This is a genomic window from Kribbella sp. NPDC050281, from assembly GCF_040655855.1.
GTDB lineage: Bacteria > Actinomycetota > Actinomycetes > Propionibacteriales > Kribbellaceae > Kribbella.
In genome coordinates, this window is record NZ_JBFAKS010000007.1 from 27,232 (window position 1) to 51,471 (window position 24,240).

A 24,240-nucleotide genomic window follows, 5' to 3' on the forward strand; every position below is an offset into this window, starting at 1 on the left:
GGACCCCGCCTTCTGTTCAGACTGCTCGCTCTGGTGAGGGTCATGGGGTGCTCCTGGGTCAACGGAGCGAGGCCTGTGCCCGTTCACGGCCGCGCTCTTGATCCCAAGTACGCCGTACCCCTGATCGACAAGGCCATCAACGATGCCGCGACGGCATCGCCGAGCCGAAAGCCCACCCTGATCAGCGGTTCGCGTGCACCGCCGCAAGCTCGGCGACGAGCAGTTCGCCGGCTCCTTCAGTCGACGCGAACCACGAGTGCCTGATCTCCGACCGCGCGCCTGGGTGGCCGATCAGCTGAGCGATCTCCGCCGGCGTCGGACCTCCGAAGAACGCCGGTTGCCCGGCGTCAGGACTCGTCTGCGTCAGTACGTCGAGCAGCCGAGTCAGACGGCGCCGCCGTACCTTCGCACCCCGGGACAGGCGCGACTCGGCCACGGCGCGCCGCCATTCACCCAGGACGAACTGCCCTCGGCGCTGGCGGAGCAATTCGTCGTCGGTGTCGCTTCGCGCCGGCGAAGCCTGGCTGTCGGGGTCGAACACATCCGCGCGCAGATACTCAGGCGATGCACCGCGCAGCGGAACCATCTCGGTGAACACCGGAGTCGCCGCACCGAACCGCTCGGCTTCGCGGCCCGACCTCAAAGTCAGGAGCACCGGTTCATGGGCCGCGCCCGATCTGCTGTCGACCAGTCGGACCATCAGGCGATCCGCCAGAAGCGCCGGCTGCTGACGCGCACCGAAGGCAGGCACAATCACGCGAACGGAGCCTTCACCTGACCTGACCATGCGGATCTCCCGGGCCCGCACGTCCGTATCGACGATGCGCGCGCGCAGTTGGCGCGGGTCGACCGAGCTCCTCAGCGGCGTGGTGTTGAGCAGCGGCCGGTCACTCAGCTGATAGGTCACGGACCGATCGGGAAGCCTGAAGGTTGCGGCGACAGGAACAACCGCCCTGAGCCTCAGCCACGCATCAGCCACGGAATCCAGGTCGCCGTCCGGGCCGTCGACGACCCGCCGACCGAGCGCCGCATATCCGTTCACGAGGCGGGACAGCCCCGAGAACAGAGCTCGAGGCAACGATTCCGCCGACCCTGTCAGACCGTCCAGGTACTCGACGAACCCGCCCGAAGAACGCCGCGCGAGCACGAGAGCGCGGTCCGCGACATCCCGACGGAGTGAGCCCGCGGGCAGCGATCTCGCAGCCCGGGCGTGGACGACTGCCCGCTCGGCGTCGAGCAACGGCTGATCGAGCGGGAGCTGAAGCCACCAGTCCAGCGCATCGATGACCGCGGCTCTGAGCCAGGGCCGGGCCGGGGTGAAGTCGACAGACAGTTCGGCTTCGAGGCGTCGGGAGCCCGCGGCGATCCGCTCGTCGCGCCAGCGCTCGAGATGGTGTACGGCGTCCGGTCCGATGACTGCTCGCAGCAGCACCAGGTCGGCCCGTTCCCAGCGGTGCACGGTGACGGAACGCCATCGTCCCGGTTCCGACAGGTCGATCTCGACGCCGATGCCGGATCCGAGGTCAGTCGTCCTGAAGAGATCGGCAGGCTTCGACCCGGCAATACGAATCTCGGGCTCGGAAGTGCAGGTCCCGGGCGCGGTGAGGATCGCGATCATCGTATCGACCCCTCCTCGCGCGCTGCCGACCGGTCGCCCGATCGTTGACGATCTCAACGATCTGAAGGCCGACCATGCGATGGAACACGGTTCCCCAAAGGTTATGGCCCATCGATCAACAGGTAAAGACCACGCAAAGAGCTGCGCTGATCAAGCTGGCTGAGCCATCGTCCACGCGACTGAGGCAGCCTTCCGTGCCGGGGTCCCTTCCGGGACGACCGAGTCGACCCATGGCGGGGCCGGACGTCGTCCCAGTTCGTGTGTCGCCAACCGGCGCAGCCCGTAGTACTGGTCGATGCGATCCCAGACCGCCCGAGTCATCCCCCCTGCCGTCGGGCGGTCCAGGCGCCGCAGCTCGGTGGCACTGCGAAGGAAGCCTTCCCGCCGGCGTTCGCGGAACTCGTGGATTCGTGCCTCCACCGACGCGCTCTCGTCGTCCGTGGTGACCTCTTGCAGCCAGCTCTCTCGATCACACTCGACCCAGCACAAGTACTCGACGAAGGCCAGCATAAGGATGTGCCTGTCCTGGGTCATGCCGATCGGGCGCTCGGCCGCTTGACGACGTAGCAGGTGCAATTCGCCTTGCTCGCGCCAGATCAGCCGAACCGTCCGGTACGCCGCTCCCACCCGCGGACCGGGGTCCGGAGGCAGCGCGAACCGGACGATGTCGGTTCCTTGCGACGATGCGACAGGGACGCCCGGCTGACAGCGATGGACGCTCGCTGCCGCGACGCCGAGTGTCGACCAGGCCAGGCCGAAGTCACCAGCCGCCCGGTACGACATCGCTCGGGCGATCGCCCTCAGATCAGCGCCGATGTACGCGTCCGTCAACCCGCCGGCGGCGAGGATGCGCCAGGCGGTGCGCCAGTTGCCGAGCTCCAGTTCGTTGATCGCGGCGATCTCGCCTGGAGCGGCGTTCATGGCCGTGAAGGTACGTCGTGACCTACGCGCCCCGTTGCGCCGTGGTCCTGGATGACGAAGCTTCCTCGCTGTGATGAAACGAGGTGGGGCCGAACGCCCACGAAGGGCGAAGGCGTCACGGTGAGCATCTGTGCTGCGGCGATGATTCTGCTCATGGGGCACCTGCTTCGATCAACAAACATCGCGCGGGCTGGATCGCAGTGCATCTCTCCTTCTGAACCGTGTGGCTTCACCTGTCTTCAGGTGTACTTAGGTATAAAGATAGAACACGGAATCGATCCTCGCTTGCAATATCGCGCGTCGTCACAGTAGAGTCACGCGACGATACGATTAGTGATCAGAATCGACCACGGCATCGACGGGAGGTTGTCAGCAACTCTCCTTCTACCGAGCTTCGGTTGTGGCCTGGTAGAGGAGTAGACAGTATGGTGATCGGATGCTGGCTACTGTGCCGGCTGACCATTCGGGAGTGACCTGTGGCGCCCTCAGCAGAGGCGGAGCGACTCGCCAGACGACTGCGGGATCTGCGCGAATCTCGCGGCCTGACTCAGGCGACCTTGTCGGAAGCACTCAGCAAGGACGCGCGGGTAGCTGTGCCGACGATCAGCTCGTGGGAGTCGTTGACCAACCCCAAGCTGCCACCCAAGGACCGCTTGCGTTCCTATGCTCTTCTCTTCTCGAAGACTCGCGCGGGTGATGCTCCACATCTGCCCCGCGAGCAGGACCTGACCACTGCCGAACGCGAGCAGTTCAATGCGCTGCACCAGGAGCTCGTCGACCTTCGCGACGCGGTGCGCGGCGTGGTCACGTCATCGTCCAGCGGCTCCATCTGGACCTTCGAGAGCGGCCCGATCACGATCGTGTGCCCCGAGGTGCCGGAGAGTGTCCGCTCTCCGCTGGCCAAGGAAGAGAATCCGAACTACGCCTGGGCGTACCGCTACGCAGACCTCGATGCGTTGATCGAGCTTTGGGGCCACATCCGTGCCTCCAATCCCGAACTGCCGGTGGAGCATGTGTCCTCAACAGAGGTCGGGGACAGCCATCTGAACGGTCATCTGATCGTGCTCGGCGGCATCGGCTGGAACCGGGTCGCTGCTCGTCTCCAGAGAAAGCTGGCGGATCTCCCCATTCGGCAGGTTGTCGTCCCGGACCTGGAGAATGGCGAAATCTTCAGACTGGGCGCGCGGGGCGGTCGAGAGTTCCGTCCCGAGTGGATGGAAGTCGAGAACGACGGCCCGAAGACCGTTGACGCGGGGCGAATCGCAGCAGATCAGGCCGAAGACGTATGGCGTGACGGCCGCCGCCGCGAACTGGTCGAGGACGTCGCGCTCCTCGCCCGATTGCGCAATCCCTACACGGACCAAGGCACCGTCACCATCTGCAGCGGTGTTTACAGCCGCGGAGTGCTGGGGGCGGTCCGTGCGCTCACGAATGCCGCGGTTCGCGATCGGAACGAGGAGTACATCGCAAGCCGGTTCCCGAGCGGATCGTTCGCGATGCTCATGCGGGTTGAGATGACGAAGAACGGCGGTGCACTGGCGCCTGACCTGCAGACGCAGGGCAACCGTCTCTTCGAGTGGTCGCCGGACGAGGGGGCCGGCGAGTGAGCCTTGGCCGCGAACACACAAAGGGATCTACGGTGCGAGAATTTCGACAGGTTGGCCGATCGCGGGTTTCTGTCTGCCACTTGACCCCGGACGACTGGCGAACCCTCAGAGAATTGCGACTGCAAGCGCTGACAGATTCTCCTGAATCATTCTTCGGCGACATGTCCACCGAGCGGGACTACGGCGAGAAACAGTGGCGTCAGGAGCTTGATCCAAACGTTTGGCTCATGGCGACGTTCGATACAAGACGAGTCGGTCTTGTAAAACTGAACTGCAACGCTCGCTCACACGACGACATGCATCTCGAGGCACTCTGGGTCGCTCCGGACATGCGCCGCCGAGGCATCGGCGAGATGCTGGTCTCGGCGCTGGAGAGCGCTGCGGCGACCAAGAAAGCGCAAGAGCTGCGGCTCTGGGTCTTCACCGAAAATCACTCGGCTCGAGATTTCTATTTGCGACTGGGTTACACCGGACCGCTGGACACACAGGAGATCAAGTCGAACGGCCGCCGAAGGTACGAACAAGAGTTCTTGAAGCACATCAAAGTAGTCGGATCGCCTGCGAACTCGGAGTAGTGCTTTCAGCGTTTGGTGAACTGGGGCATAATTTAGGTGACCGAGCGCTCAGCGTCGTTTCCGCGCGGCGGCGCGAATGGCTGGCATGACGAGAGATCTCCCAGGAGTGCATCTTGGCCCCTTCGCTCGAGGCCGTGCGACTTGCCAGGAGACTTCGGGACCTGCGGGAGTCCCAGCGATTGACCCAGTCCGAGCTGGCGCGCGCGCTCAGCACCGACTCGCGTGTCGCGGTTGCGACGATCAGCTCGTGGGAGTCGCAGTCCAACCCCAAACTGCCTCCGGAGGAACGGCTACGCGCGTACGCCTTGCTCTTCGCCAGAACTGACGACACGCCTGCGCGGGTACGCCGTGAGCAAGAGTTGAGTGCGGACGAGCGGGCACCCTTCCAGACGCTTCATCGTGAACTGCTCGGCCTGCGTGACGCGGTTCGCCACGAGCTCGATCCGCCGGTCGATGGGCAGTACACCTTCGACTTCGAATCCGGCCGCATCACGCTGATCTGTCCGGAGCTGCCAGTCGACCTTCGTTCGCCGCTGGCGGAGGAGGACGACGCGAACCACACGCGGTTGTACAGGTATGCCGACCTCGACGCGCTGATCGAGATGTGGGGCCACGTACGCGCTTCGAACCCACAGCTTCCCGTACAGCACCGTCTGCCCACCGAGATCAACGCAGACCACCTGTCCGGCCATCTGATCCTGCTCGGAGGCATCGGGTTCAACAGCGTCACCAGCCGGCTGATGCGCGTGCTGGACGAACTCCCCATCGAGCAAGTGACAGTCCCCGACCTGAACGACGGCGAGATCTTCCGATCGCGCGATGGAGCGGAGTATCGGCCGTTGTGGGTTGCCTCGGGCGACACCCGACCGCCAGAACTGGTCGAGGACGTCGCACTCCTCGTTCGGCTGCGCAATCCGTTCAACCACAGCCGGACCATCACGATCTGCAACGGTGTCTACAGTCGCGGCGCGCTGGGCGCCGTCCGGACCCTCACCCATGACGCGGTCCGCGAGCGAAACGAGGCGTACCTCGCGCACCGGTTCCCCGGCGGATCCTATGCGCTGCTCCTGCGTGTGCCGGTGGTCGGCGGTGAAACCATCACGCCCGATCTCGAGATCGGTGAGAACCGGCTCTTCGAGTGGAGTCCAGAGGAGCCGGACGAGTGAGCCGCCAGTTCAACCACGGGCCATCTCACGCGTCACTGCTTCGCGATGAGCAGGCGGGTCGCGTGCCGCGATCGCGCACTCGACTGGACGCCATCGTGGTGCCGACCGCACGACCGGCGTCAGGCTTGCAGGACATCATCACCCTCTCCGCTTCACTCTCGATACCGCTGGTCATCCTGTGCAGCCAGCAAGCACAGCTCGCACAGGTCGCACAACGTATGGAGAAGACGTTCGGAGCACGTGCGCTCGTGGTCGAGGTGCCTGAGAACTACAGCTTGCCTTTCGATCTCCCGGGGACGTCGGGAGCGGAGTTTAAGCAAGCTTCTGCCAGCAGGTCCAGCGACCTCAGCGTGAAGCGAAACCTCGGCTTGCTGCTCGCGCTGATGCGCGGCTGGAGCAAGATCATGTTCGTCGACGACGACATCAGCCGCATCGCGCACCCAGCTGTCGCGCGGATGACCGGCCAGCTCGATCGGCATCCGGTGGCGTCCATGATCTCCCGGTACTTCCCCGACAACTCGGTGGTCTGTCATGCGCGACGCCTCGTCGGGTTCAAACAGGATGTGTTCGTCAGTGGCGCAACGCTGGGTGTCAACCTGCGCGACCCCGGGCTGTCCTTCTTCGCCGATATCTACAACGAGGACTGGTTCTTCTTCGCACGTCACGCCGCCGCCCGGTCCTTGCCGAAGGTCGGTGAGGTACAGCAGGCGGAATACCTGCCCTTTGCGGATCCGGCCCGCGCGGACGAACAAGAGTTCGGAGACCTGCTTGCGGAGGGGCTCTATGCGATCTTCGACAGCATGCCTGGCTCGACCTTCGAAGAGCAGTTGGCAGCCGCCACGCGACCGCGGTACTGGACGGACTTCACCGAGATTCGGCGGGCCATGATCGATGAGACCCTCGGCGCACTTCTTCGCGAGCAGCTCAGCGCCAGTCCGGCCGGCTACCTGGACGTGCTGGACGCACAGCGTTCACTGCAGACCGCCGAGAACAGAGCAGCGAGCATCTCAGCTGACCTGTGTGTGGAGTTCATCAATCGGTGGCAGGAGGACGAGATCAGGTGGCAGCGGACGCTCCAGAGCGATGTCCACGTTCGCAGCGAACCCGACGCACTCGCCGAACTCGGGCTGCCGACTTGGACGTCGTGCGGGTTCGGTACGAAGCCAAGGAGACGCAGGAGGCGGTTGAGGCTGGGCCGGGACCTCGGCGCGGTATGACGACGCCGATACGCGACCCGGCCTCCTGGGGCTCATGGGGCAACCCCGGCCGCGGAGGCGGCCGGGGTTGTTGGGTGGGTCAGGCGGCGGCGGTGGCTTCGGTTAGTTGTTCTGAGGTGGGTTGGAGTTGGGGGGATGCGAGGGTGAGGAGGACGTTGGCTACGGCGAAGGCGGCGGCTACCAGGAGGCCGCGTTCGAAGCCGGCTTCCAGGGCGTGTTGCTGAGTGGCGCCGTGGGTCAGTTCGTTGGTGGTGTGGGTGATGGACAAGGTCGTGACGATGGCCAGGCCCAGTGCACCACCGACCTGGTACATCGCGTTGACCACACCGGACGCAGCGCCGGCCTCCTGCGGCTGTACTTCGGAGACAGCGGTGATCTGACCAGGTACGCCGACCCCGATGATGCCGAAGCCGAAGATGATGAACCCGGGGAGCAGCTGGGAGGTGTAGCTGCCGGACGCATCGGCCTGCGAGAGAAGCAGCAGACCACCCACGCTCAGTACTGCGCCGGCCAGCTGCACCGTACGCGTACCAACGCGCTGCACGAGCTGCGAAGCCAGGACCGCCCCGAGGATCGCCGCACCACCCATGGGCAGGAAGTGCACACCGGCGTCGAGCGCACTGTCTCCACGGACCTGCTGCAGGTAGATAGCAGTCAGGAAGAACATGGAGAGGAACCCAGCACCGTTCAGAGCAAGCGATGCGCTCGAAACACTCAACGCACGCGAGCGGAACAGCCGCAGCGGCACCAGCGGAGCAGCAGAGCGTCGCTCCACCACGACGAAGGAGATCAACAGCGCCACTCCGGCGACCAGTACGCCGACCACCTCGAACGAACCCCAACCAGCAGGCTCCGACCGCACCACGCCGTACACGATCGCCATCAGGCCCGCCGTACCGAGCACTGCGCCAAGCGTGTCGAACGTACGCCGTCCGGAGTGATGCCGTACGTCGGGGACGAACACCGGAATGAGTGCGACCAGTGCGAGCACGATCGGCACGTTGACGAAGAACACCCACTGCCAGCTGAGCGAGTCGACCAGCAGACCGCCGGCCACGACGCCGAGCGTTCCACCGAGACCGGCAAGACCGCCCCACACGCCCATCGCGATGTTCCGCTCCCGCCCGTGCGCGAACGTCATGGTCAGGATCGCCAGCGCCGCCGGCGACAGCAGCGCCCCGCCGAGACCCTGTACGGCGCGCGCACCGATCAGGAACTCAGGTGAGTTGGACAATCCGGCCACCAGCGAGGTGACACCGAACAGCAGCAGGCCCGCGACGAACACCCGGCGCGGCCCGAGCAGGTCGGCCATCCGCCCGCCGAGCAGCAGGAAGCCGCCGAAGAGCAGGGTGTAGGCGTTGATCACCCACTGCAGGGAGTCGGCGGAGAAGTTCAGATCCGCCTGGATGTGCGGCAGCGCGACGTTCACGATCGTCACGTCGAGCACCACGATGAACTGCGCTAGGGCCAGCACCGCCAGGGTGGCCCAGGGACTGCGTCGCATGCCTACCTCACTCAGAACGAGAGTCTACGTTGTATGTATACGCTGTATGCGTACTCCGTAGACGGTAGGTCTACGGTGTAAACTTGTCAACGTGATTGCCAAAGAACCCGTTCGCCGCCTGGATCCGGACAAGGTCGTCGACAGCGCGCTGGCCCTCGCGGACATGGAGGGACCGGCCTCGGTCACCCTCCGCCGTCTGGCGACCCAGCACAGCGTCACGCCCATGGCGCTGTACCGGCACTTCAAGGACAAGGACGATCTGCTGGCCGCCCTCGGCGACCGGTTGCTCGCGGACGTCGTACTTCCGGAGCCGACCGACGACCGGTGGGACCTGCGGCTGACCGAGGTGCTGACGGCGTTCGTGACGGCGCTCCGTGAGCACCCGAAACTGGCGGACCTCACGCTGACCCGGATCCTGGTGTCCGAGGCGGGACTGTCGATGTCCGAGCGGATCATGGAACTGCTCACCGAGGGCGGATTCTCGATCGACGACGCGGCCGAGGTCGGCAGGCAGTCCGTCTGCTCGCTGATCTCCCTGGTGACCACGGACCCGATCACCCGCGAGGTGACTGACCCGGTCGCGCGCGAGGATTCCCTGCGGATGAAGCGTGCCGCCCTGGCCGGCCTGTCGCCGCGGAAGTACCCGCTGATCACGGCTGCCGCGGACACCCTGATCTGCCCGACCTCGACCGACCGTTACTACGCTCTGGGGATCGAACTCGTGGTCGCGGGCATCTGCGGCGTACTGAAGAAGGAGCAGTAGTTGGCACTCAGCGTCATCACCTACCTGCAGCAGCACAGCCCGGACGAGCTGGTTCCGGCCCGCGAGCAGCCGGTGGAGATCCGCCGGGTCGAGGAGGTCTCACCGGAGTTCGGGCGGTACCTCTACACCGCCGTCGGCGGCCACTGGCACTGGTTCGGCAAGCTCGGCTGGAACTGGGACCAGTGGGTCGACTGGCTGAGCCGCCCCGGTTTCGAGACCTACGTCCCGTGGGCCGGCGGCATTCCGGCCGGGTACGTCGCGATGCGCGGGGTCGGCAGCGAGGTCGAGATCGAGAACTTCGGACTGCTGCCCGGATTCATCGGCCGCGGGCTCGGCGGCCACCTGCTGACGGTCGGTCTGCGGAACGCGTGGACCTTGCACGAGCGGCACGAGAGCGTCGATCCGATCACCCGCGTCTGGGTGAACACGAACACGCTCGACGGTCCGGCCGCGCTGGCCAACTACCAGGCGCGCGGGCTGAAGCCGTACAAGACAGTGGAAGAGGAGCGCCCGGACGGCGACGGCCCGTCGCCCGGTCCGTGGCCGGGCTGGTCCGGCCCGCCCGGCGTGGTGCGCGAGGTTCCGGCGGGCTGACGGCGCTACGCTCCCGACACGGACAGTGACAACAATCCTCACGGAGGTAGACCGATGGCGGGGAAGTTCGAGCTCTACAAGGACAAGTCGGGCGAGTTCCGGTTCCGGCTGAAGGCCGGCAACGGCGAGGTGATCGCGACCAGCAGCGAGAGCTACTCGAGCAAGGCCGCGGCGCTGAACGGGATCGAGTCGATCCAGAAGAACGCCCCCGAGGCGAAGATCGACGACCAGACGGACTGAAACCCACAGAAAACAAGGGGTTCTCCACAACCTGTGGAGAACCCCTTTGCTGTCGGCAACGGTCAGAGACCTTCCTCGAAGACCACCGGCCGGATCTCGATACCGAGGCCCTCGATCGCGGCGTCCGGGATCATCGCCGCCAACTCCTGGGCCCGCTCCGCCGACGCCACGTCGATCAGGTAGTAGCCGCCGAGGAACTCCTTGGCCTCCACGAACGGCCCGTCCGTCACCGCCGGTACGCCGTCGCGGACCTTGACCACCGTCGACCTGGCCGGCTCGGCCAGTGCGACGGTGCTGTGGAACTCGCCCGACTCTTTCATGGTCGCCATCACCTTCTGGTGACCGGCGCCGATCGCCTGCTGCTCCTCCTCACTCAGCGCGGCGAGAACGTCGGGGTTGATGTTCATGATCAGTAGGTACTTCACGATCTCTCCTTCACCACAGCCCCCGGTGCGGGGGCCTCTCGACGATGAGTACGGAGCCGCCCGGGCGATCTTGACATCGCGATAGCGTCGCCCCATGGCCGAGCTGAGTCTCACAGATGTCCGGGCCGCCGCCGAGCGCATCGCCGGGGTCGCCCACCGTACGCCGGTCCTCACCTCGAGGACTCTGGACGAGCGGGTCGGAGCGCACGTCTTCCTCAAGGCGGAGAACTTCCAGCGGATCGGCGCGTTCAAGTTCCGCGGCGCCTACAACGCGGTGAGCCGGTTGTCCGCCGACCAGCTCCAGCACGGCGTCGCGGCGTACTCGTCGGGGAATCACGCGCAGGCGGTCGCTCTCGCGGCCCGGATCGCGGGGACGGCCGCGGTGATCCTGATGCCCGAGGACGCTCCCCCGACGAAGCTCGCGGCCACCCGTGGGTACGGCGCTGAGGTCGTCACCTACGACCGGTATACGCAGGACCGGGCCGCCCTGGCCAAGGAGTTGGCCACCGAACGTGGGCTCACGCTGATTCCGCCGTACGACCACTACGACGTGATGGCGGGGCAGGGGACGGTTGCGCTCGAGCTGATCGAGGAGGTCGGCCGGCTCGGCGCACTGCTGGTCCCGGTCGGCGGCGGTGGGTTGATGGCCGGCTGCGCGACCGCGGCGACGCTGCTGTCGCCGGGGATCCGGATGATCGGCGTCGAGCCGGAGGCCGGCGACGACCACGCCCGGTCGTTGGCCGCGGGCGAGCGGGTGGAGATCGACGTACCGCGGACGATTGCGGACGGGCAGGCGATCTCGTCGCCCGGCGAGCTGACGTTCGCGGTGAACCGGCGGCTGGTGGACAGCTTCGAGCTGGTCAGTGACGACGAGATCGTGGCCGCGATGGCGTTCGCGTTCGAGCGACTGAAGATCGTCCTGGAGCCGAGCGGGGCCAGCGCGCTGGCGGCACTGCTGGCCGGGCGGATCCAGGGTCTGCCGGAGCGCGTCGGGGTGGTGCTGTCCGGCGGGAACGTGGGGCTGGACCGGTTCCGCGAGCTGCTCGGAGATAGCTGAATTCGTAAGCACCTACAGGTGCCTGAGTACTCGCTGTGCTCGTTGTCACAGAGAGCCACAATGAAATGTGACCGGAGTCACACCGAGCCGCTGATTCGCCGTCTGAGCCGCGCTCAGACACGCTCAGGACACCTTGTGTTCACCCCAAGTCCCTGATCCGTCAGGGAGCCGTTGAGGGCCTTACCAGAGGGTCCCTGTGGATCTGAGGGTTTGCGTCGTGATCGTTCTGTTATACAGTCGTCGGCGGTTCGGTAAACAACACGGACCGCACATGTGTGAACGCCGAGCTCTGCCAGGCACATGTGCTCCCCTCGAAGAACCATGGCAGAGGTGGGGGACCCAGGAGGTTGGGTCTCGACCGTGAGTGGTCGGAACCCTGGGGTGAAGTCCGCGGGAGCGGACCGGGCGATGATTTCCCAGCCCGAACCCGACAGCTAACTTCACAGGCGTCGGGAGACAACCATGCCCGTCACTGCCCGGCGGACGTCGCTTTGGCGCGCCGTCAGCCAGCCCAGCGAGGCCAGTACCGTCCGGCCGATCGGCCGGACCGTCGCCAAACACCGCAAGAACACCAAGTCCGGCGCACCCCGGGGGGCGGCTGCCGCAGTCCTGTCGGTTGGCCTTGCTGTCGGCGGTGGAGCCGCGATCAGCGTCACCACCAGCCCGGCGCCCGCTTCGGCGGCCACCACCGCCCTGACCCCGGCCCAGATCCGCGGCAACGCGCCGATCAACAGCCACCCGTACCTCCGGCGCGGGGACAAGGGCAAGACGGTCTCGTACGTGCAGCGTGCCCTGCACCTCGGGCCGGACGGCTACTTCGGCACCAGCACCTACCGGGTGCTGATCAAGTTCCAGCGCTCCTGGGGCATTCGCGCGACCGGGTACACGGACCCGAAGACCTGGGGCCGGCTCACCTGGGCCGCGAAGCGCGGGATCCTCTACGGTCCGTACGGCAAGCCCGCCGCGTCGACCTTCCGGGCCAGGGTGCTCAGGGAGGCCGCGAAGCTGAGGGGCAGGCCGTACCGCTACGGCGGCACGACACCGCGCGGCTTCGACTGCTCCGGCTACACCGGCTACGTCTACAAGAAGGCCGGCAAGAAGCTGCCGCGTACGTCGCGAGCGCAGTACAGGGCGACAAAGCACATCAGCCGCAAGTCCGCGAAGCCGGGTGACCTCGTCTTCTTCAAGAGCAGTGGCGGCCGCGTGTACCACGTCGGCATCTACGCCGGCAGAAACATGCTGTGGCACGCCTCGAGGCCGGGCCGCCCGGTCGCGAAGGCGAAGATCTGGACCAGCAAGGTGGCCTTCGGCCGCGTCTGAGTCCGACCCGTCAGCGTCTCCTCCCCCCACGGGCGCCGCTGACCCCGAAACCGGTCCGGGCCGTCGTTCCCCCCACCCCTCCGACGGCCTGGGCCGGTTTCTCTATCCGTCCAGCAGACCGGCCTCGTAGGCGAGGATCGCGACCTGGACCCGGTTGGTGGCGTCCAGCTTCACCAGCGCCCGCGACACGTGTGCCTTGACCGTCGCCTCACTCATGAACAGCGTCCTGCCGATGTCGGAGTTCTGCAGGCCGCGGCCGACCTCGACCAGCACCTCGCGCTCGCGATCGGTTAGCTTGGCGATCCGCTCCTTCGCCGCCCGCCGGCGGTCCGCCCGTGGGTCGGCGGCGAAGTGCCCGATCAGCCGCCGGGTCACCGCCGGCGACAGCATCGCGTCCCCGGCCGCCACCACCTTGATCGCCTGCACCAGCTCGCGCGGCGGAGTGTCCTTCAGCAGGAACCCGCTCGCCCCGGCCTGCAGCGCCCGGAACACATAGTCGTCCAGGTCGAACGTCGTCAGTACGACGATCTTCGGCGGATCCGGCAACGCCTGGACCTCGCGGGTGGCGGCCAGTCCGTCCAGCCGCGGCATCCGGATGTCCATCAGTACGACGTCCGGCCGGTTCTCCTTCACCATCCGCGCGGCGTCCGCACCGTCCTCGGCCTCGGCGACCACCTCGAGCTCGTCGTCCGACTCCAGGATCATCTTCAGTCCGGCCCGGACCAGCGCCTCGTCGTCCACGATCAGCAGCCGCGTCATCGTTCCCCTTCGTCCACATGCACAGGCTCGGCACTCTCCCGGTTGTCCGGCCAGGGCAGCCAGCCCTCGACCCGCCAGCCGCCTTCGGGCGTCGGTCCCGTCGACAGCCGCCCACCGGCCAGCTGGACCCGCTCACGCAGCCCTACCAGTCCGGCACCGGCGCCCGGGAGCAGTGAACCAGCAGCCACCGGACGCACGTTCGTCACCCTCACGGTCACCCCGTCGCCGCGGTCGCCGTACACGAGGACCTCGGTCGACGCACCCCGGGCGTGCTTGTGCACGTTGGTCAGCGACTCCTGGACCACGCGGTAGACCGTCCGTCCGATCGACACCGGTACGTCGTCCGGCAGCGTGAACTCGCCCGCCACACTCACGCCCGCATCCCGCGACGCCGTCACGAGGCGCTCCAGGTCCGCGGCCCGCGGCACCGGAGTCAGGTCGGCCCCGTCGACGCTGACGTCGGAACGCAGTACGCCGAGAACCTCGCGGAGATCCTCCATCGCCTGCCGCGCGGTCTCCCGGATCAACCGGGCCGACCCCTCGACCTTGTCCGGGCCGACGGCCGGGTTCACCTCGAGGCCGCCGGCGTGCAGGGCGATGAGCGACACCTTGTGTGCCAGCACGTCGTGCATCTCCTGGGCGATCCGGGCCCGCTCGCCCAGCCGCGCCTGCTCACTGCGCAACTCGCGCTCCGCCTCGGCACGCTCGGCACGATCTCGCAACGACACCATCAGATCCCGGCGGGCGCCGATGTAGGCGCCGGCCGCGATCCAGCTCCCGATCAGGAACGGTCCGCTGAAGACCGACACCCAGAATCCGCCGCCCTCACTCCAGGTGTTGAGGATGTAGGCGGCGTACCCCGCGACGCCGAGGATCGCGAGGACGAAGTCGCGGCGGCGGATCGAGAGCGTCAGCAGGGCGAGGCCCATCGGGACCAGGACGCCCGCCGTCAGCATCGAGAGCACGCCGATCGCCGTGACGGTCGCCGGGAACCGCCTGCGCCAGAACAGCGCGACCGACGCCACCGTCCCGGCGCCCAGGACGTACCAGTCCTTGATGTCCCAACCGCCGTCACCGGAGGCCGCCTGGAGAACGATCGTGAGCAGGCCGAAGCCGACGTACAGGAAGTCGCGCAGGCGCGGGGCATGCCTGACCCACCAGGCGTACCACCGGCGCAACCGTCGCATTCTGTCAGCGTAGTTGCCCGGAGTACGCCGTCTCGTCCCCCATCAGGTGGGGGTCGGGGATGTCCCCGAGAGACTTTCGTAGGGGGTTGGTCGAGCCTGTCGTCCGATGTGCCGCGGGGGTCGGTGACGGTTGACTCGACGTCATGATCACCGTCGAGAACCTGACCAAGCGGTACGGCAGCACCACTGCCGTCCAGGACGTGTCCTTCACCGTCCAGCCGGGAAGCATCACCGGCTTCCTCGGCCCGAACGGCGCCGGCAAGTCCACCACACTCCGGATGCTGACCGGCCTCACGCCGCCTTCGTCAGGCACCGCGACCATCAACGGCAAGAAGTACGCCGACCTGCCGAACCCGGGCCGGGTCGTCGGGGTCATGCTGGACGCCGCCGCGCAGCACGCGGGCCGGAGTGGACGGGAGACGCTCCTGCTCAACGCCAGCCTGCTCGGAGTGCCGAAGACGCGCGTGGACGAGATGCTCGAGGCCGTCGGCCTCAGCCACGCCGCCAAACGCCGGGTCGGGCAGTACTCCCTGGGCATGCGGCAGCGACTCGGTATCGCGAGTGCGCTGCTGGGCGATCCCGCCGTACTGATCCTGGACGAGCCGGCCAACGGGATGGACCCGGAGGGCATCCGGTGGATGCGTGGACTGCTCCAGGACTTCGCGTCCCGCGGCGGCACGGTGATCCTGTCCAGCCACCTGCTGGGCGAGGTCCAGGCGACCGTCGACCGGCTGGTCGTGATCGGCGGCGGCCGGATCGTTGCCAACGGCTCGCTGGAAGAACTGCTGGCCGGCAGCGGCACGCTCGTCCGCGGCCTCGACCCGATCGGCCTGAACGAGGCCCTGACCGCGGCCGGTCTGCGGCTGGAGCCGCTGCACGACGGCGCGCTGCGCGTCGACGCCACCGCCGAGCAGGTCGGCCGGGCCGCCGCGGCCGCAGGCCAGATCCTGCTCGAACTGCGCCAGAGCGACGGCGCCGGCCTGGAGGACCTGTTCTTCCAGCTCACCACTCCGGCCGCCGAAGCGGCCTGACCACTTCTCCTGAACGAGCAGAGCGAGTTCAGCATCAAGCACCGAGTTTGGAGCTCATAGCCATGACCACCGTGACCGACGTCGCGCCCACCACCCCGGCGAAGCACCGGGCCGAGGCGACGACCAGTCTTCCGCCCGTCCGCGGGCAGTCCTTCCTGAAACTCGTCGGCATCGAACTGCGCAAGTCCGTGGACACCCGCAGCGGCAAGTTGCTGATCGGCGCGATCCTGGCGCTGGCAGTCATCGCGATCGGCTGGCAACTGACCCACCTGCCGCAGGGGCCGGCCACCGTCGACGGATTCCTCAGTGCGGCCTCCACCGGCGTGATGCTGTTGCTGCCGGTCATCGGCGTGATGGCGATGACGAGCGAATGGACGCAGCGCACCGCGCTGACCACCTTCACGCTGTCGCCCCGGCGGGTTCGGGTGCAGATCGCCAAATTCGTCTCCGCGCTCATCATCAGCATCGTGGTACTGACCGTGACCAACCTGCTGGCGCTGGCGGGTACAGCGCTCGGTGGCGCGGTCGGCGGCGACGGCTCGTCGTACACCGGGCTCGGCGGAGCACTGGCCGGCGCGTACCTGACCAATGCGCTCAACGTGGTGATGGCCGCCGCCTTCGGCGCCGTGATCGCCCAGACCGCGGTCGCGATTCTGGTCTACTTCATCGCCCCGACCGCCTGGTCGCTGGCCGGCCCGGCCCTGTTCAAGGACAACGCGAACTGGCTGGACGTGTTCGGCGCCTTCGGCCGGATCGCGGACCGCGACCTACACGGCATGGTGCCCGAGACACTGACCTCGATCGCGGTCTGGATCGTTGTCCCGACCATCGTCGGACTGTGGGCAAGCTCACGTCGCGAGGTCAAGTAACGGGGTCCGACGCGGTGGGGTGGGCCGGTTTGAGGGGACCGGCCCACCCCGCCGACGGGGTGATCGGACCTCTTCGGCGGTTCAGCCAGGGGGCGGTGCGTGTGTCGATCCCCGGGTCCGGGTAACCTAGAAGCACGATTACTGACGACTGATCCGTGGGCGCCACGCTGCGTACCCGGTTGACTTGTGCGAGGGGGTCGACGCTATGGGGCGCGGCCGTGCAAAGGCCAAGCAGACGAAGGTCGCTCGCGACCTGAAGTACCGCACCTGGGACACCGACTTGGACCAGCTCAAGAAAGAGCTGTCCGGTGACCAGGGTGGCGACCGTTCTGCGAACGGCGACAACGACGGCGACGATTACGACGCCGACGAATACCACCCCCGTCGGTAAGCAACGACAGCTCGGCTGACCTGCTCAGTGCCCTCGGGTGCTGAGCAGGCTGACCGTGCGCCCGACGTGTTCCACCACACCAGCACCACCCGGAGCGGTCGAGCCTGCCCAGAAATCGGTTGCTCGAGCGGGCGGCGCCTGGGCAGGCACGGCCTGAGAGCTACCTGCGCGGGTCCCTACTTGGCGTAGGTGCCTTCCAGGGCGACCGTGCCACCGGGCGTCGCGGTGACCTCGCCGCAGACCCAGGCCGGGATGTCGCGGGACGCCAGCTCGGCGATCGCGGCGTCAGCGGACGACGGGTCGAGTACGGCGACCATGCCTGCACCCATGTTCAGCGTCTTCTCCAGTTCGGGCAGCGCGACGTCGCCGAGCAGCCCGACCAGGCCGAAGATCGGCGCCGGCGCCCAGGTCGACCGGTCGATCCGGACCGAGAGATCGTCGGGGATGACCCGGGCCAGGTTCGCCGCGAACCCACCGCCGGTGATGTGCGACATCGCGTGCAGCGGCTTGGCGTCACCCTCGACGTCGCCGTTCAGCTCCGCGATCAGCTCCAGGCAGTGCTTCGCGTACACCCTGGTCGGAGTCAGCAGCACCTCGCCCAGCGTCGTACCCAGCTCCGGCACGACCCGGTCCAGCGTCCAGCGAGCGCGGTTGAAGAAGACGTGACGGACCAGGGAGTACCCGTTCGAGTGCAGGCCGGAGGAGGCCATCGCCACGACGACGTCGCCCGCGCGGACTCGCTCCGCACCGAGCACCTCGTCGGCCTCGACCACACCGGTCGAGGCACCGGCCACGTCGTACTCGTCCGGCTCGAGCAGGCCCGGGTGTTCGGCGGTCTCGCCGCCGACGAGCGCCGTACCGGCCTCCACGCACGCCTCGGCGATGCCCTTCACGATCTGCGCGATCGTCTCCGGGACCACCTTGCCGGTGCAGATGTAGTCGGTCATGAACAGCGGTTCGGCGCCGCAGACGACCAGGTCGTCGACGACCATCCCGACCAGGTCGAACCCGATCGTGTCGTGCTTGTCCAGCTTCTGCGCGATCGCGACCTTGGTCCCGATCCCGTCCGTCGAGGTCGCCAGCAGCGGCCGCCGGTACGACGTGAGCGCGGTCGCGTCGAACAGCCCGGCGAACCCGCCGAGCCCACCGACCACCTCCGGGCGGGTCGCCTTCGCCACCCATTCCTTCATCAGCTCGACGGCCCGGTCACCGGCCTCGATGTCGACTCCGGCAGCGGCGTAGCTCGCGCCTTCGCTCACGTTCATCTCCTCGATACTCCGGCGGTACGACGTACGCCGGGCTGATCTGGCTACGGACGGCTCAGGGCGTCGGCGGCACCGGCGCCACCGGAGACCGTGGCCAGGCCGTCGACGTCGGTGGACACCGGCAGCTCCAGCAGGTGCTTGCCGAGCTGCTCCGGATCCGGCAGCGCGACCGGGTAGACCCCGTCGAAGCATGCGCGGCAGAGCTTGTCCTTCGGCACTGTGGTCGCCGCGATCAGGCCGTCCAGGCTGATGTAGCCGAGCGAGTCGGCGCCGAGCGAGCGGCAGATCTCCTCGGTGTTCAGCCCGTTCGCGATCAGTTCGGCGCGGCTGGCGAAGTCGATGCCGTAGAAGCACGGCCACTTGACCGGCGGCGCCGTGATCCGGACGTGGATCTCCTTCGCGCCGGCCTCGCGCAGCATCCGGATCACCGCGCGCTGGGTGTTGCCGCGCACGATCGTGTCGTCGACCACGACCAGCCGCTTGCCCTCGATCACCTCGCGCAGCGGGTTCAGCTTCAGCCGGATCCCCAGTTGGCGGATCGTCTGGCTGGGCTGGATGAACGTGCGGCCGACGTACGCGTTCTTGACCAGGCCCGATCCGTACGGGATGCCGGACGCTTCGGCGTACCCGATCGCGCCGGGCGTCCCGGACTCGGGCGTGGCGATGACCAGGTCGGCGTCGGCCGGGTGCTCGCCGGCCAGCCGGCGGCCGATCTCGACGCGGGTGGAGTAGATCCGCCGGCCGGAGATCTGGGTGTCCGGGCGGGCCAGGTAGACGAACTCGAACAGGCAGCCCTTCGGGTCCGGCTCGGCGAACCGGGTCGAGCGCAGGCCGTCGGCGTCGACCGCGACGATCTCGCCCGGCTCCACCTCGCGGATGAACGAGGCACCGACGATGTCGAGGGCAGCGGTCTCGCTGGCGATCACCCAGCCGCGCTCCAGCCGGCCCAGCACCAGCGGGCGGATGCCCTGCGGGTCGCGAGCGGCGTACAGGGTGTTCTCGTCCATGAAGATCAGGCTGTAAGCGCCCTTGACCTTCGGCAGCACCTTCGCGGCCGCCTGCTCGATGGTCAGGTCCGGATACCCGGCGAGCATCGAGGTGAGGATGTCGGTGTCGGAGGAGGCGCCGTGCTTCGCGTTCGCCTTGGCGTGCTCGACGTCGGCGTCCAGGCCGAGATCGAGGTCGCCGCCGCCGTTCAGGCTCTCGGCCAGCTCACCGGTGTTGGTCAGGTTCCCGTTGTGCCCGAGCGCGATCGACCCGGTCGCGGTCGACCGGAACGTCGGCTGCGCGTTGGCCCAGACACTGGACCCGGTCGTCGAGTACCGGCAGTGGCCGATCGCTATGTGTCCGCGCAGCGACGCGAGGGTCGCCTCGTCGAACGCCTGACTGACCAGACCCATGTCCTTGTAGACCAGAATCTGGCTTCCGTTGCTGACCGCGATGCCAGCCGACTCCTGCCCTCGATGCTGCAAGGCGTAGAGCCCGAAGTAGGTGAGTTTGGCAACCTCTTCCCCCGGTGCCCAGACCCCGAAGACGCCACACGCGTCCTGCGGTCCCAGGTCCTGCGGGTCAAGGTCATGGGTTAGCCGACCATCGCCACGAGCCACGGCGTCAGTCTACGGGACGTCACGGGGTGCCCTGGCCCGATCCGATGGCCGGGCACAGGGAGCCCGTCCTACGACTACTCAGTGGAAAGCTACGGTCACCAGCAGAGCACCGGGATACAGCCCGGTTCACTGCCTCCGACCGCCGACGCGGTCAGTGGGGCGCCGCCCAATGTCAGCACCGCGGCGACACCAACTACAATGAGCAATTTCCTGATCACACATCTGTCCCTTCGAAAATGAGCCGTGACCGGCTGAGGAGTGCTCTGTGTCGACGCGCTCTGTATATGGTCGGTTCCGACAAGACTGAGAAGGAGGAGGACGTGCTCGAGCCGCTGGGTGTTGATGAAGCCACCTTCGCGGTTTATCACGCCCTTCTCAGCCACCCAGACAGTACGCCCGAGAACATTGCCGCGCTAGTAAAAAGGCCGGTGACCGAGGTTCACGAGCTGATGGAGAAGCTCCGGAAGCTGGAGCTGCTCGTCCCGACCTGGACGAACCCCGACGGTGAGCACGCGGTGCACCCGCGGGTCGGTCTGACCGGCCTGGCCGAGCGGCGGCGGACCGAGTTGAACAAGATGCTCGGCGAGCTCAAGGAAGCCGAAGCCTCGGCCGAGGTGCTGGCAGAGCAGTACAACGAGCTCCTGACCGCCCGCAGCAGTGGGGACGTCGAGGTGCTCAACGGCCGGGCGAACGCCTCCCGGCGGATCGAAGAGCTGGGCCTGAAGGCCAAGGACACACTGTGGGGCCTGGTGCCCGCGCACATCGACGACGTCACCCACCCGATCGACAAGTCGCCGGATGTTCCGTTGCTCGAGCGCGGGCTACGGATGCGGACCGTCTATCTCCAGAGCATCACCTCGTCCAAGCAGGCGCTGGACTACGCCGCGGCCATGCATCAGCTCGGCGGCGAGATCCGGGCGACGCCCACGCTGCCGCTGCGGCTGCTGATCTTCGACCAGGAGATCGCGGTCATGCCGATGGACCCGGAGAACCCGACCGTCGGCGCGGTCATTCACCGCAGCCCCGCCGTGGTCTCGGTCGCGCTCGCCTTGTTCGACTCCTACTGGGCCCGCGCCACCGAGCTCTTCGACGCGGACGACCGGGAGGACAACGCGCCCCTGACGCCCCACGAGGCCGAAGTACTGCGGCTGCTCGCGGGCGGCGCGAAGGACGAACAGGTCGCGCGTCTGCTGGGCATCTCGTTGCGGACGGCCCGGCGAATCACCGCGACCCTGTCGGAGCGCCTCAATGCCGCCAGCCGCTTCGAGCTGGGCGTGGCGGCAGCGAAGCGCGGCTGGGTCTGACCGCCTCCGGTCAGACGCTCTTCAGTGCGGCCAGAAGCTTGGTGAGGGATTCGCGGGCGTCGCCGAACAGCAGGGTCGTCCGGGGGTCGTAGAGGAGTTCGTTCTCGATACCGGCGAATCCCGGACGCATGGAGCGCTTGAGGAAGATCACCCGCTGCGCCTCGTCGGCGTTCAGGATCGGCATCCCGTAGATCGGGGCGCTGGGCATGTTCCGGGCGGCGGGGTTGACGACGTCGTTGGCGCCGACCACCAGGACGACGTCCGTCGACTTGAAGTCGCCGTTGATGTCGTCCATCTCGCGCAACTGGTCGTACGGCACCTGGGCCTCGGCCAGCAGCACGTTCATGTGGCCGGGCATCCGGCCGGCGACCGGATGGATCGCGTAGTCGACCTTCACACCGCGGCTCTGGAGCTCGTCGACCAGGTCACGCAGCGTGTGCTGCGCCTGCGCCACGGCCAGCCCGTACCCGGGCACGATGATGACCTTGTTCGCGTACCCGAGCAGGATGGCGACATCTTCCGCGCCACCGGAGATCACCGGCCGCTCGGACGCCGTACCGCCGCCCAGAGTCGAACCACCGCGGACGGCACCGAAGAGGATGTTGAAGACGGACCGGCCCATCGCGTCCGCCATCAGCTTGGTCAGCAACGTACCGGCGGCGCCGACGAGCGTGCCGGCCACCAGCAGCAGGGTGTTGCCGAGCACGTAACCGCCCGCGGCCACGGTGAGGCCGGTGAAGGCGTTCAGCAGCGAGATGACGATCGGTACGTCGGCACCGCCTACGGGCAGCACCAGCATCACGCCGACCGCGAGACCGACCAGGCAGAGCAGTACGCCGACCCACACGCGCGGATCGGAGACGAGCCAGCCGGCCAGCGCGATCCCGCCGATGATCGAGGCGATGAAGAGCACCGGCAGACCGGGGAACGTCACCGGCCGGGTGGTCATCAGTTCCTGCAGTTTGGCGAACGTCACGATCGAGCCGGAGAAGCTGACCGCACCGACCAGGATGGTGAACGCGGTCGCGATCGCGGCCACCGTCGCGTCGTCGCTGACCTCGCCGAGCTCTATCAACGCGACCAGCGCGGCCGCGCCACCGCCGACACCGTTGAAGAGGGCAACGAGCTGCGGCATGTGCGTCATCTGCACCCGGCGCGACCCGACCACACCGACGACGGTGCCGGCCGCCAGCGCGATCAGGATCGGCGTCAGGTGATCGGGCTTGTAGGCGACGAAGGTGATGATGACGGCGAGCACCGCCCCGGCGGCACCGAGCAGGTTGCCGGCCCGGGCGCTGCGGGGCGACGACAGCGCCTTCAGGGCGATGATGAAGCAGACCGCGGCGACCAGGTAACCGATCTGGGCCCAGGTGGGGATCACTTGCGCAGCTCCTTCTTGCGTGCCCCCGGGCCTTTGAACATCTGCAGCATCCGGTCGGTGACCACGAATCCGCCGACCATGTTGACGGTCGCGAGGACGACGGCCACGAGCCCGACGACCACCACGATCGCGGAGTCGGCCTGCCCGGTGACGATGATGGCGCCGACCAGGATGACGCCGTGGATGGCGTTCGCGCCGGACATCAGCGGGGTGTGCAGGGTCGACGAGACCTTGCTGATCACCTCGACCCCGACGAACGCCGCAAGGACGAAGATCGTCAGCAGCGCGATGGACTCGGTCACAGGGACTGTCCTTTCAGGAGCTCGCGGGTCGGCTCGTGGAGCACGCTGCCGTCGTGGGTGACGCAGCAGCCGCGGACGATCTCGTCGTTGAAGTCCGGATCGAACGAGGCGTTCCGGGTCATCAGGCGGATCAGGTTCGCGATGTTCTGACCGTAGAGCCGGCTGGCCGGTCCGGCCATCTGGCTGGCGACGTTCGCGCCGCCCCAGACCAGCGCGTTGCCGATGGTGAGCTCGGTGCCGGCCACCGAGCCCTCGACGTTGCCGCCCTGCTCGGAGGCCAGGTCGACGACGACGGAACCGGGCTTCATCTGCTCGACCATCGCTCGCGACACCAGGATCGGCGCGGTCCGCCCGGGTACGGCGGCGGTCGTGATCAGCGCGTCCGCGGCGGCGACGAACGGGGTCAGCAGCTCACGCTGGAGCTGGGCCCGTTCCGGCGTCATCTCGCGGGCGTACCCGCCGGGGCCGTCCAGGGTGCCGAGCTCGAGCTCGATCGGCTGCGCGCCCATCGAGGCGATCTCCTCGGCGGCCGCGGTCCGGACGTCGTACGCCCTGACGACGGCGCCGAGCCGTTTGGCGGTGGCGATGGCCTGCAGGCCGGCGACGCCGGCGCCGAGGACCAGGACCTGGGCCGGCGGCACGGTGCCCGCCGCGGTCATGTTCAGCGGGAAGAATCGTGGCAGCCGCTCGGCCGCCACGATCGCGGCGCGGTACCCGGCGACCAGCGCCTGGGAGGACAGCGCGTCCATCGACTGGGCGCGCGAGATCCGCGGGACGAGCTCCATCGCGAACGCGGTGAGCTTCGCCGTGGTTGCGGTGCGGACCACATCCGGTGGATTCGTCGGCAGGAACGACATCAGCGCCGTACCGGCGTGCAGCCGCTGCAGGCGTTCCCGCTCCAACGGCTGGACCGACGTCACGATGGTGGCCGCGTGGTCGGCGCCCCAGGCGACCTCGGCACCGGCATCGCGGTACTGGTCGTCGGAGTACAGGGCCCGTTCGCCGGCGGCCGGCTCGACCGCCACCTCGTAGCCGAGCTCGATGAGTTTCGCGACTTGTTCCGGCACCAGCGCGACCCGGCGCTCCGCCGGTCTGGTCTCCCGTACGACTGCGATCTTCACTCGCCGAAACCTATGC

Annotated in this window: 24 protein-coding genes and 1 riboswitch; of the genes, 13 read left to right on the forward strand and 11 right to left on the reverse strand. The window is 67.6% G+C overall.

Going from position 1 to position 24,240, the window contains the following annotated elements; all coding sequences use genetic code 11:
• Positions 1-181: 181 nt before the first annotated feature.
• Both AB0I34_RS09735 and AB0I34_RS09740 read right to left on the reverse strand, forming a co-directional pair.
• Positions 182-1,618 carry a hypothetical protein gene (locus tag AB0I34_RS09735; RefSeq protein WP_360442297.1) on the reverse strand — a complete coding sequence of 479 codons (1,437 nt, stop codon included), beginning with the start codon at positions 1,616-1,618 and terminating at the stop codon, positions 182-184.
• Positions 1,619-1,768: 150 nt separating this feature from the next.
• A complete protein-coding gene (locus tag AB0I34_RS09740) occupies positions 1,769-2,539 on the reverse strand; it encodes a hypothetical protein (RefSeq protein WP_360442300.1) in 771 nt (256 codons plus the stop codon).
• Positions 2,540-3,132: 593 nt separating this feature from the next.
• Here AB0I34_RS09740 and AB0I34_RS09745 point away from each other — a divergent pair.
• From AB0I34_RS09745 to AB0I34_RS09760, 4 genes are all read left to right on the forward strand, one after another.
• A complete protein-coding gene (locus AB0I34_RS09745; protein ID WP_360442303.1) occupies positions 3,133-4,146 on the forward strand; it encodes a hypothetical protein in 1,014 nt (337 codons plus the stop codon).
• Between the two features lie 80 nt (positions 4,147-4,226).
• Positions 4,227-4,721 (forward strand): GNAT family N-acetyltransferase, encoded by a 495-nt coding sequence (locus tag AB0I34_RS09750; RefSeq protein WP_360442306.1) that lies wholly within the window; start codon positions 4,227-4,229, stop codon positions 4,719-4,721.
• A gap of 134 nt (positions 4,722-4,855) precedes the next feature.
• Complete coding sequence (locus AB0I34_RS09755; protein WP_360442309.1) at positions 4,856-5,887, forward strand: hypothetical protein; 1,032 nt, start codon at positions 4,856-4,858, stop codon at positions 5,885-5,887.
• Between the two features lie 95 nt (positions 5,888-5,982).
• A complete protein-coding gene (locus tag AB0I34_RS09760; RefSeq protein WP_360442312.1) occupies positions 5,983-7,104 on the forward strand; it encodes a hypothetical protein in 1,122 nt (373 codons plus the stop codon).
• Positions 7,105-7,183: 79 nt separating this feature from the next.
• Here the strand turns inward: AB0I34_RS09760 and AB0I34_RS09765 are convergent, their stop codons facing one another.
• On the reverse strand, positions 7,184-8,608 hold the full coding sequence (locus AB0I34_RS09765) for an MFS transporter (RefSeq protein WP_360442315.1): 1,425 nt from the start codon (positions 8,606-8,608) through the stop codon (positions 7,184-7,186).
• A gap of 91 nt (positions 8,609-8,699) precedes the next feature.
• Between AB0I34_RS09765 and AB0I34_RS09770 the strand changes: the two genes are divergently transcribed.
• Genes AB0I34_RS09770 through AB0I34_RS09780 form a run of 3 tightly spaced genes read left to right on the forward strand, consistent with a single transcriptional unit; the run spans position 8,700 to position 10,205 of the window.
• Positions 8,700-9,371, forward strand: coding sequence for a TetR/AcrR family transcriptional regulator (locus AB0I34_RS09770; protein WP_360442318.1), 672 nt, complete (start codon positions 8,700-8,702; stop codon positions 9,369-9,371).
• Positions 9,372-9,965: a GNAT family N-acetyltransferase gene (locus AB0I34_RS09775; protein ID WP_360442321.1), complete on the forward strand. Its 594-nt coding sequence runs from the start codon at positions 9,372-9,374 to the stop codon at positions 9,963-9,965.
• Between the two features lie 54 nt (positions 9,966-10,019).
• The gene (locus tag AB0I34_RS09780) at positions 10,020-10,205 is read left to right on the forward strand and encodes a YegP family protein (RefSeq protein WP_360442324.1); all 186 of its coding nucleotides are present in this window, start codon (positions 10,020-10,022) and stop codon (positions 10,203-10,205) included.
• 62 nt (positions 10,206-10,267) lie between these two features.
• Here the strand turns inward: AB0I34_RS09780 and AB0I34_RS09785 are convergent, their stop codons facing one another.
• Positions 10,268-10,630 carry a YciI family protein gene (locus tag AB0I34_RS09785; RefSeq protein WP_360442327.1) on the reverse strand — a complete coding sequence of 121 codons (363 nt, stop codon included), beginning with the start codon at positions 10,628-10,630 and terminating at the stop codon, positions 10,268-10,270.
• 94 nt (positions 10,631-10,724) lie between these two features.
• Between AB0I34_RS09785 and AB0I34_RS09790 the strand changes: the two genes are divergently transcribed.
• Both AB0I34_RS09790 and AB0I34_RS09795 read left to right on the forward strand, forming a co-directional pair.
• Positions 10,725-11,687: a threo-3-hydroxy-L-aspartate ammonia-lyase gene (locus tag AB0I34_RS09790; protein WP_360442330.1), complete on the forward strand. Its 963-nt coding sequence runs from the start codon at positions 10,725-10,727 to the stop codon at positions 11,685-11,687.
• Positions 11,688-11,957: 270 nt separating this feature from the next.
• Positions 11,958-12,150, forward strand: a riboswitch (cyclic di-AMP (ydaO/yuaA leader).
• Positions 12,150-13,007: an NlpC/P60 family protein gene (locus AB0I34_RS09795; protein WP_360442333.1), complete on the forward strand. Its 858-nt coding sequence runs from the start codon at positions 12,150-12,152 to the stop codon at positions 13,005-13,007. Its footprint overlaps the riboswitch before it by 1 nt.
• A 102-nt stretch (positions 13,008-13,109) precedes the next feature.
• Here AB0I34_RS09795 and AB0I34_RS09800 read toward each other — a convergent pair whose 3' ends face one another.
• Together AB0I34_RS09800 and AB0I34_RS09805 are read right to left on the reverse strand one after the other, a co-directional pair.
• Complete coding sequence (locus AB0I34_RS09800) at positions 13,110-13,766, reverse strand: response regulator transcription factor (RefSeq protein ID WP_360442335.1); 657 nt, start codon at positions 13,764-13,766, stop codon at positions 13,110-13,112.
• Positions 13,763-14,953 (reverse strand): histidine kinase, encoded by a 1,191-nt coding sequence (locus AB0I34_RS09805; protein WP_360442338.1) that lies wholly within the window; start codon positions 14,951-14,953, stop codon positions 13,763-13,765. The genes AB0I34_RS09800 and AB0I34_RS09805 overlap by 4 nt, the downstream gene beginning before the upstream one ends.
• A gap of 143 nt (positions 14,954-15,096) precedes the next feature.
• Between AB0I34_RS09805 and AB0I34_RS09810 the strand changes: the two genes are divergently transcribed.
• The 3 genes from AB0I34_RS09810 (at position 15,097) to AB0I34_RS09820 (ending at position 17,244) form a co-directional block, all read left to right on the forward strand.
• On the forward strand, positions 15,097-15,984 hold the full coding sequence (locus AB0I34_RS09810; RefSeq protein WP_360442341.1) for an ABC transporter ATP-binding protein: 888 nt from the start codon (positions 15,097-15,099) through the stop codon (positions 15,982-15,984).
• 62 nt (positions 15,985-16,046) lie between these two features.
• On the forward strand, positions 16,047-16,853 hold the full coding sequence (locus AB0I34_RS09815; protein ID WP_360442344.1) for an ABC transporter permease: 807 nt from the start codon (positions 16,047-16,049) through the stop codon (positions 16,851-16,853).
• 205 nt (positions 16,854-17,058) lie between these two features.
• Positions 17,059-17,244 carry a DUF3073 domain-containing protein gene (locus AB0I34_RS09820; RefSeq protein WP_131361552.1) on the forward strand — a complete coding sequence of 62 codons (186 nt, stop codon included), beginning with the start codon at positions 17,059-17,061 and terminating at the stop codon, positions 17,242-17,244.
• A 176-nt stretch (positions 17,245-17,420) separates the two neighbouring features.
• On the opposite strand, the gene purM is transcribed toward AB0I34_RS09820, so the two are convergent.
• Together purM and purF are read right to left on the reverse strand one after the other, a co-directional pair.
• Positions 17,421-18,503 carry a phosphoribosylformylglycinamidine cyclo-ligase gene (gene purM / locus AB0I34_RS09825; RefSeq protein WP_360442347.1) on the reverse strand — a complete coding sequence of 361 codons (1,083 nt, stop codon included), beginning with the start codon at positions 18,501-18,503 and terminating at the stop codon, positions 17,421-17,423.
• A gap of 50 nt (positions 18,504-18,553) precedes the next feature.
• A complete protein-coding gene (purF, locus tag AB0I34_RS09830) occupies positions 18,554-20,116 on the reverse strand; it encodes an amidophosphoribosyltransferase (protein ID WP_360442350.1) in 1,563 nt (520 codons plus the stop codon).
• A 320-nt stretch (positions 20,117-20,436) separates the two neighbouring features.
• On the opposite strand from purF, the gene AB0I34_RS09835 reads away from it, so the two are divergent.
• Positions 20,437-21,420, forward strand: a complete 984-nt coding sequence (locus AB0I34_RS09835) for a LuxR C-terminal-related transcriptional regulator (RefSeq protein WP_360442353.1) — start codon at positions 20,437-20,439, stop codon at positions 21,418-21,420.
• Positions 21,421-21,430: 10 nt separating this feature from the next.
• Here AB0I34_RS09835 and AB0I34_RS09840 read toward each other — a convergent pair whose 3' ends face one another.
• From AB0I34_RS09840 to AB0I34_RS09850, 3 genes are read right to left on the reverse strand one after another with little or no spacing between them, the layout of a single operon-like run.
• The gene (locus tag AB0I34_RS09840; RefSeq protein WP_360442355.1) at positions 21,431-22,801 is read right to left on the reverse strand and encodes an NAD(P)(+) transhydrogenase (Re/Si-specific) subunit beta; all 1,371 of its coding nucleotides are present in this window, start codon (positions 22,799-22,801) and stop codon (positions 21,431-21,433) included.
• Complete coding sequence (locus AB0I34_RS09845) at positions 22,798-23,103, reverse strand: NAD(P) transhydrogenase subunit alpha (protein WP_360442358.1); 306 nt, start codon at positions 23,101-23,103, stop codon at positions 22,798-22,800. Before AB0I34_RS09845 ends, AB0I34_RS09840 begins: the two co-directional genes overlap by 4 nt.
• Positions 23,100-24,224 carry an NAD(P) transhydrogenase subunit alpha gene (locus AB0I34_RS09850; protein ID WP_360442361.1) on the reverse strand — a complete coding sequence of 375 codons (1,125 nt, stop codon included), beginning with the start codon at positions 24,222-24,224 and terminating at the stop codon, positions 23,100-23,102. The genes AB0I34_RS09845 and AB0I34_RS09850 overlap by 4 nt, the downstream gene beginning before the upstream one ends.
• Positions 24,225-24,240 lie beyond the last annotated feature (16 nt).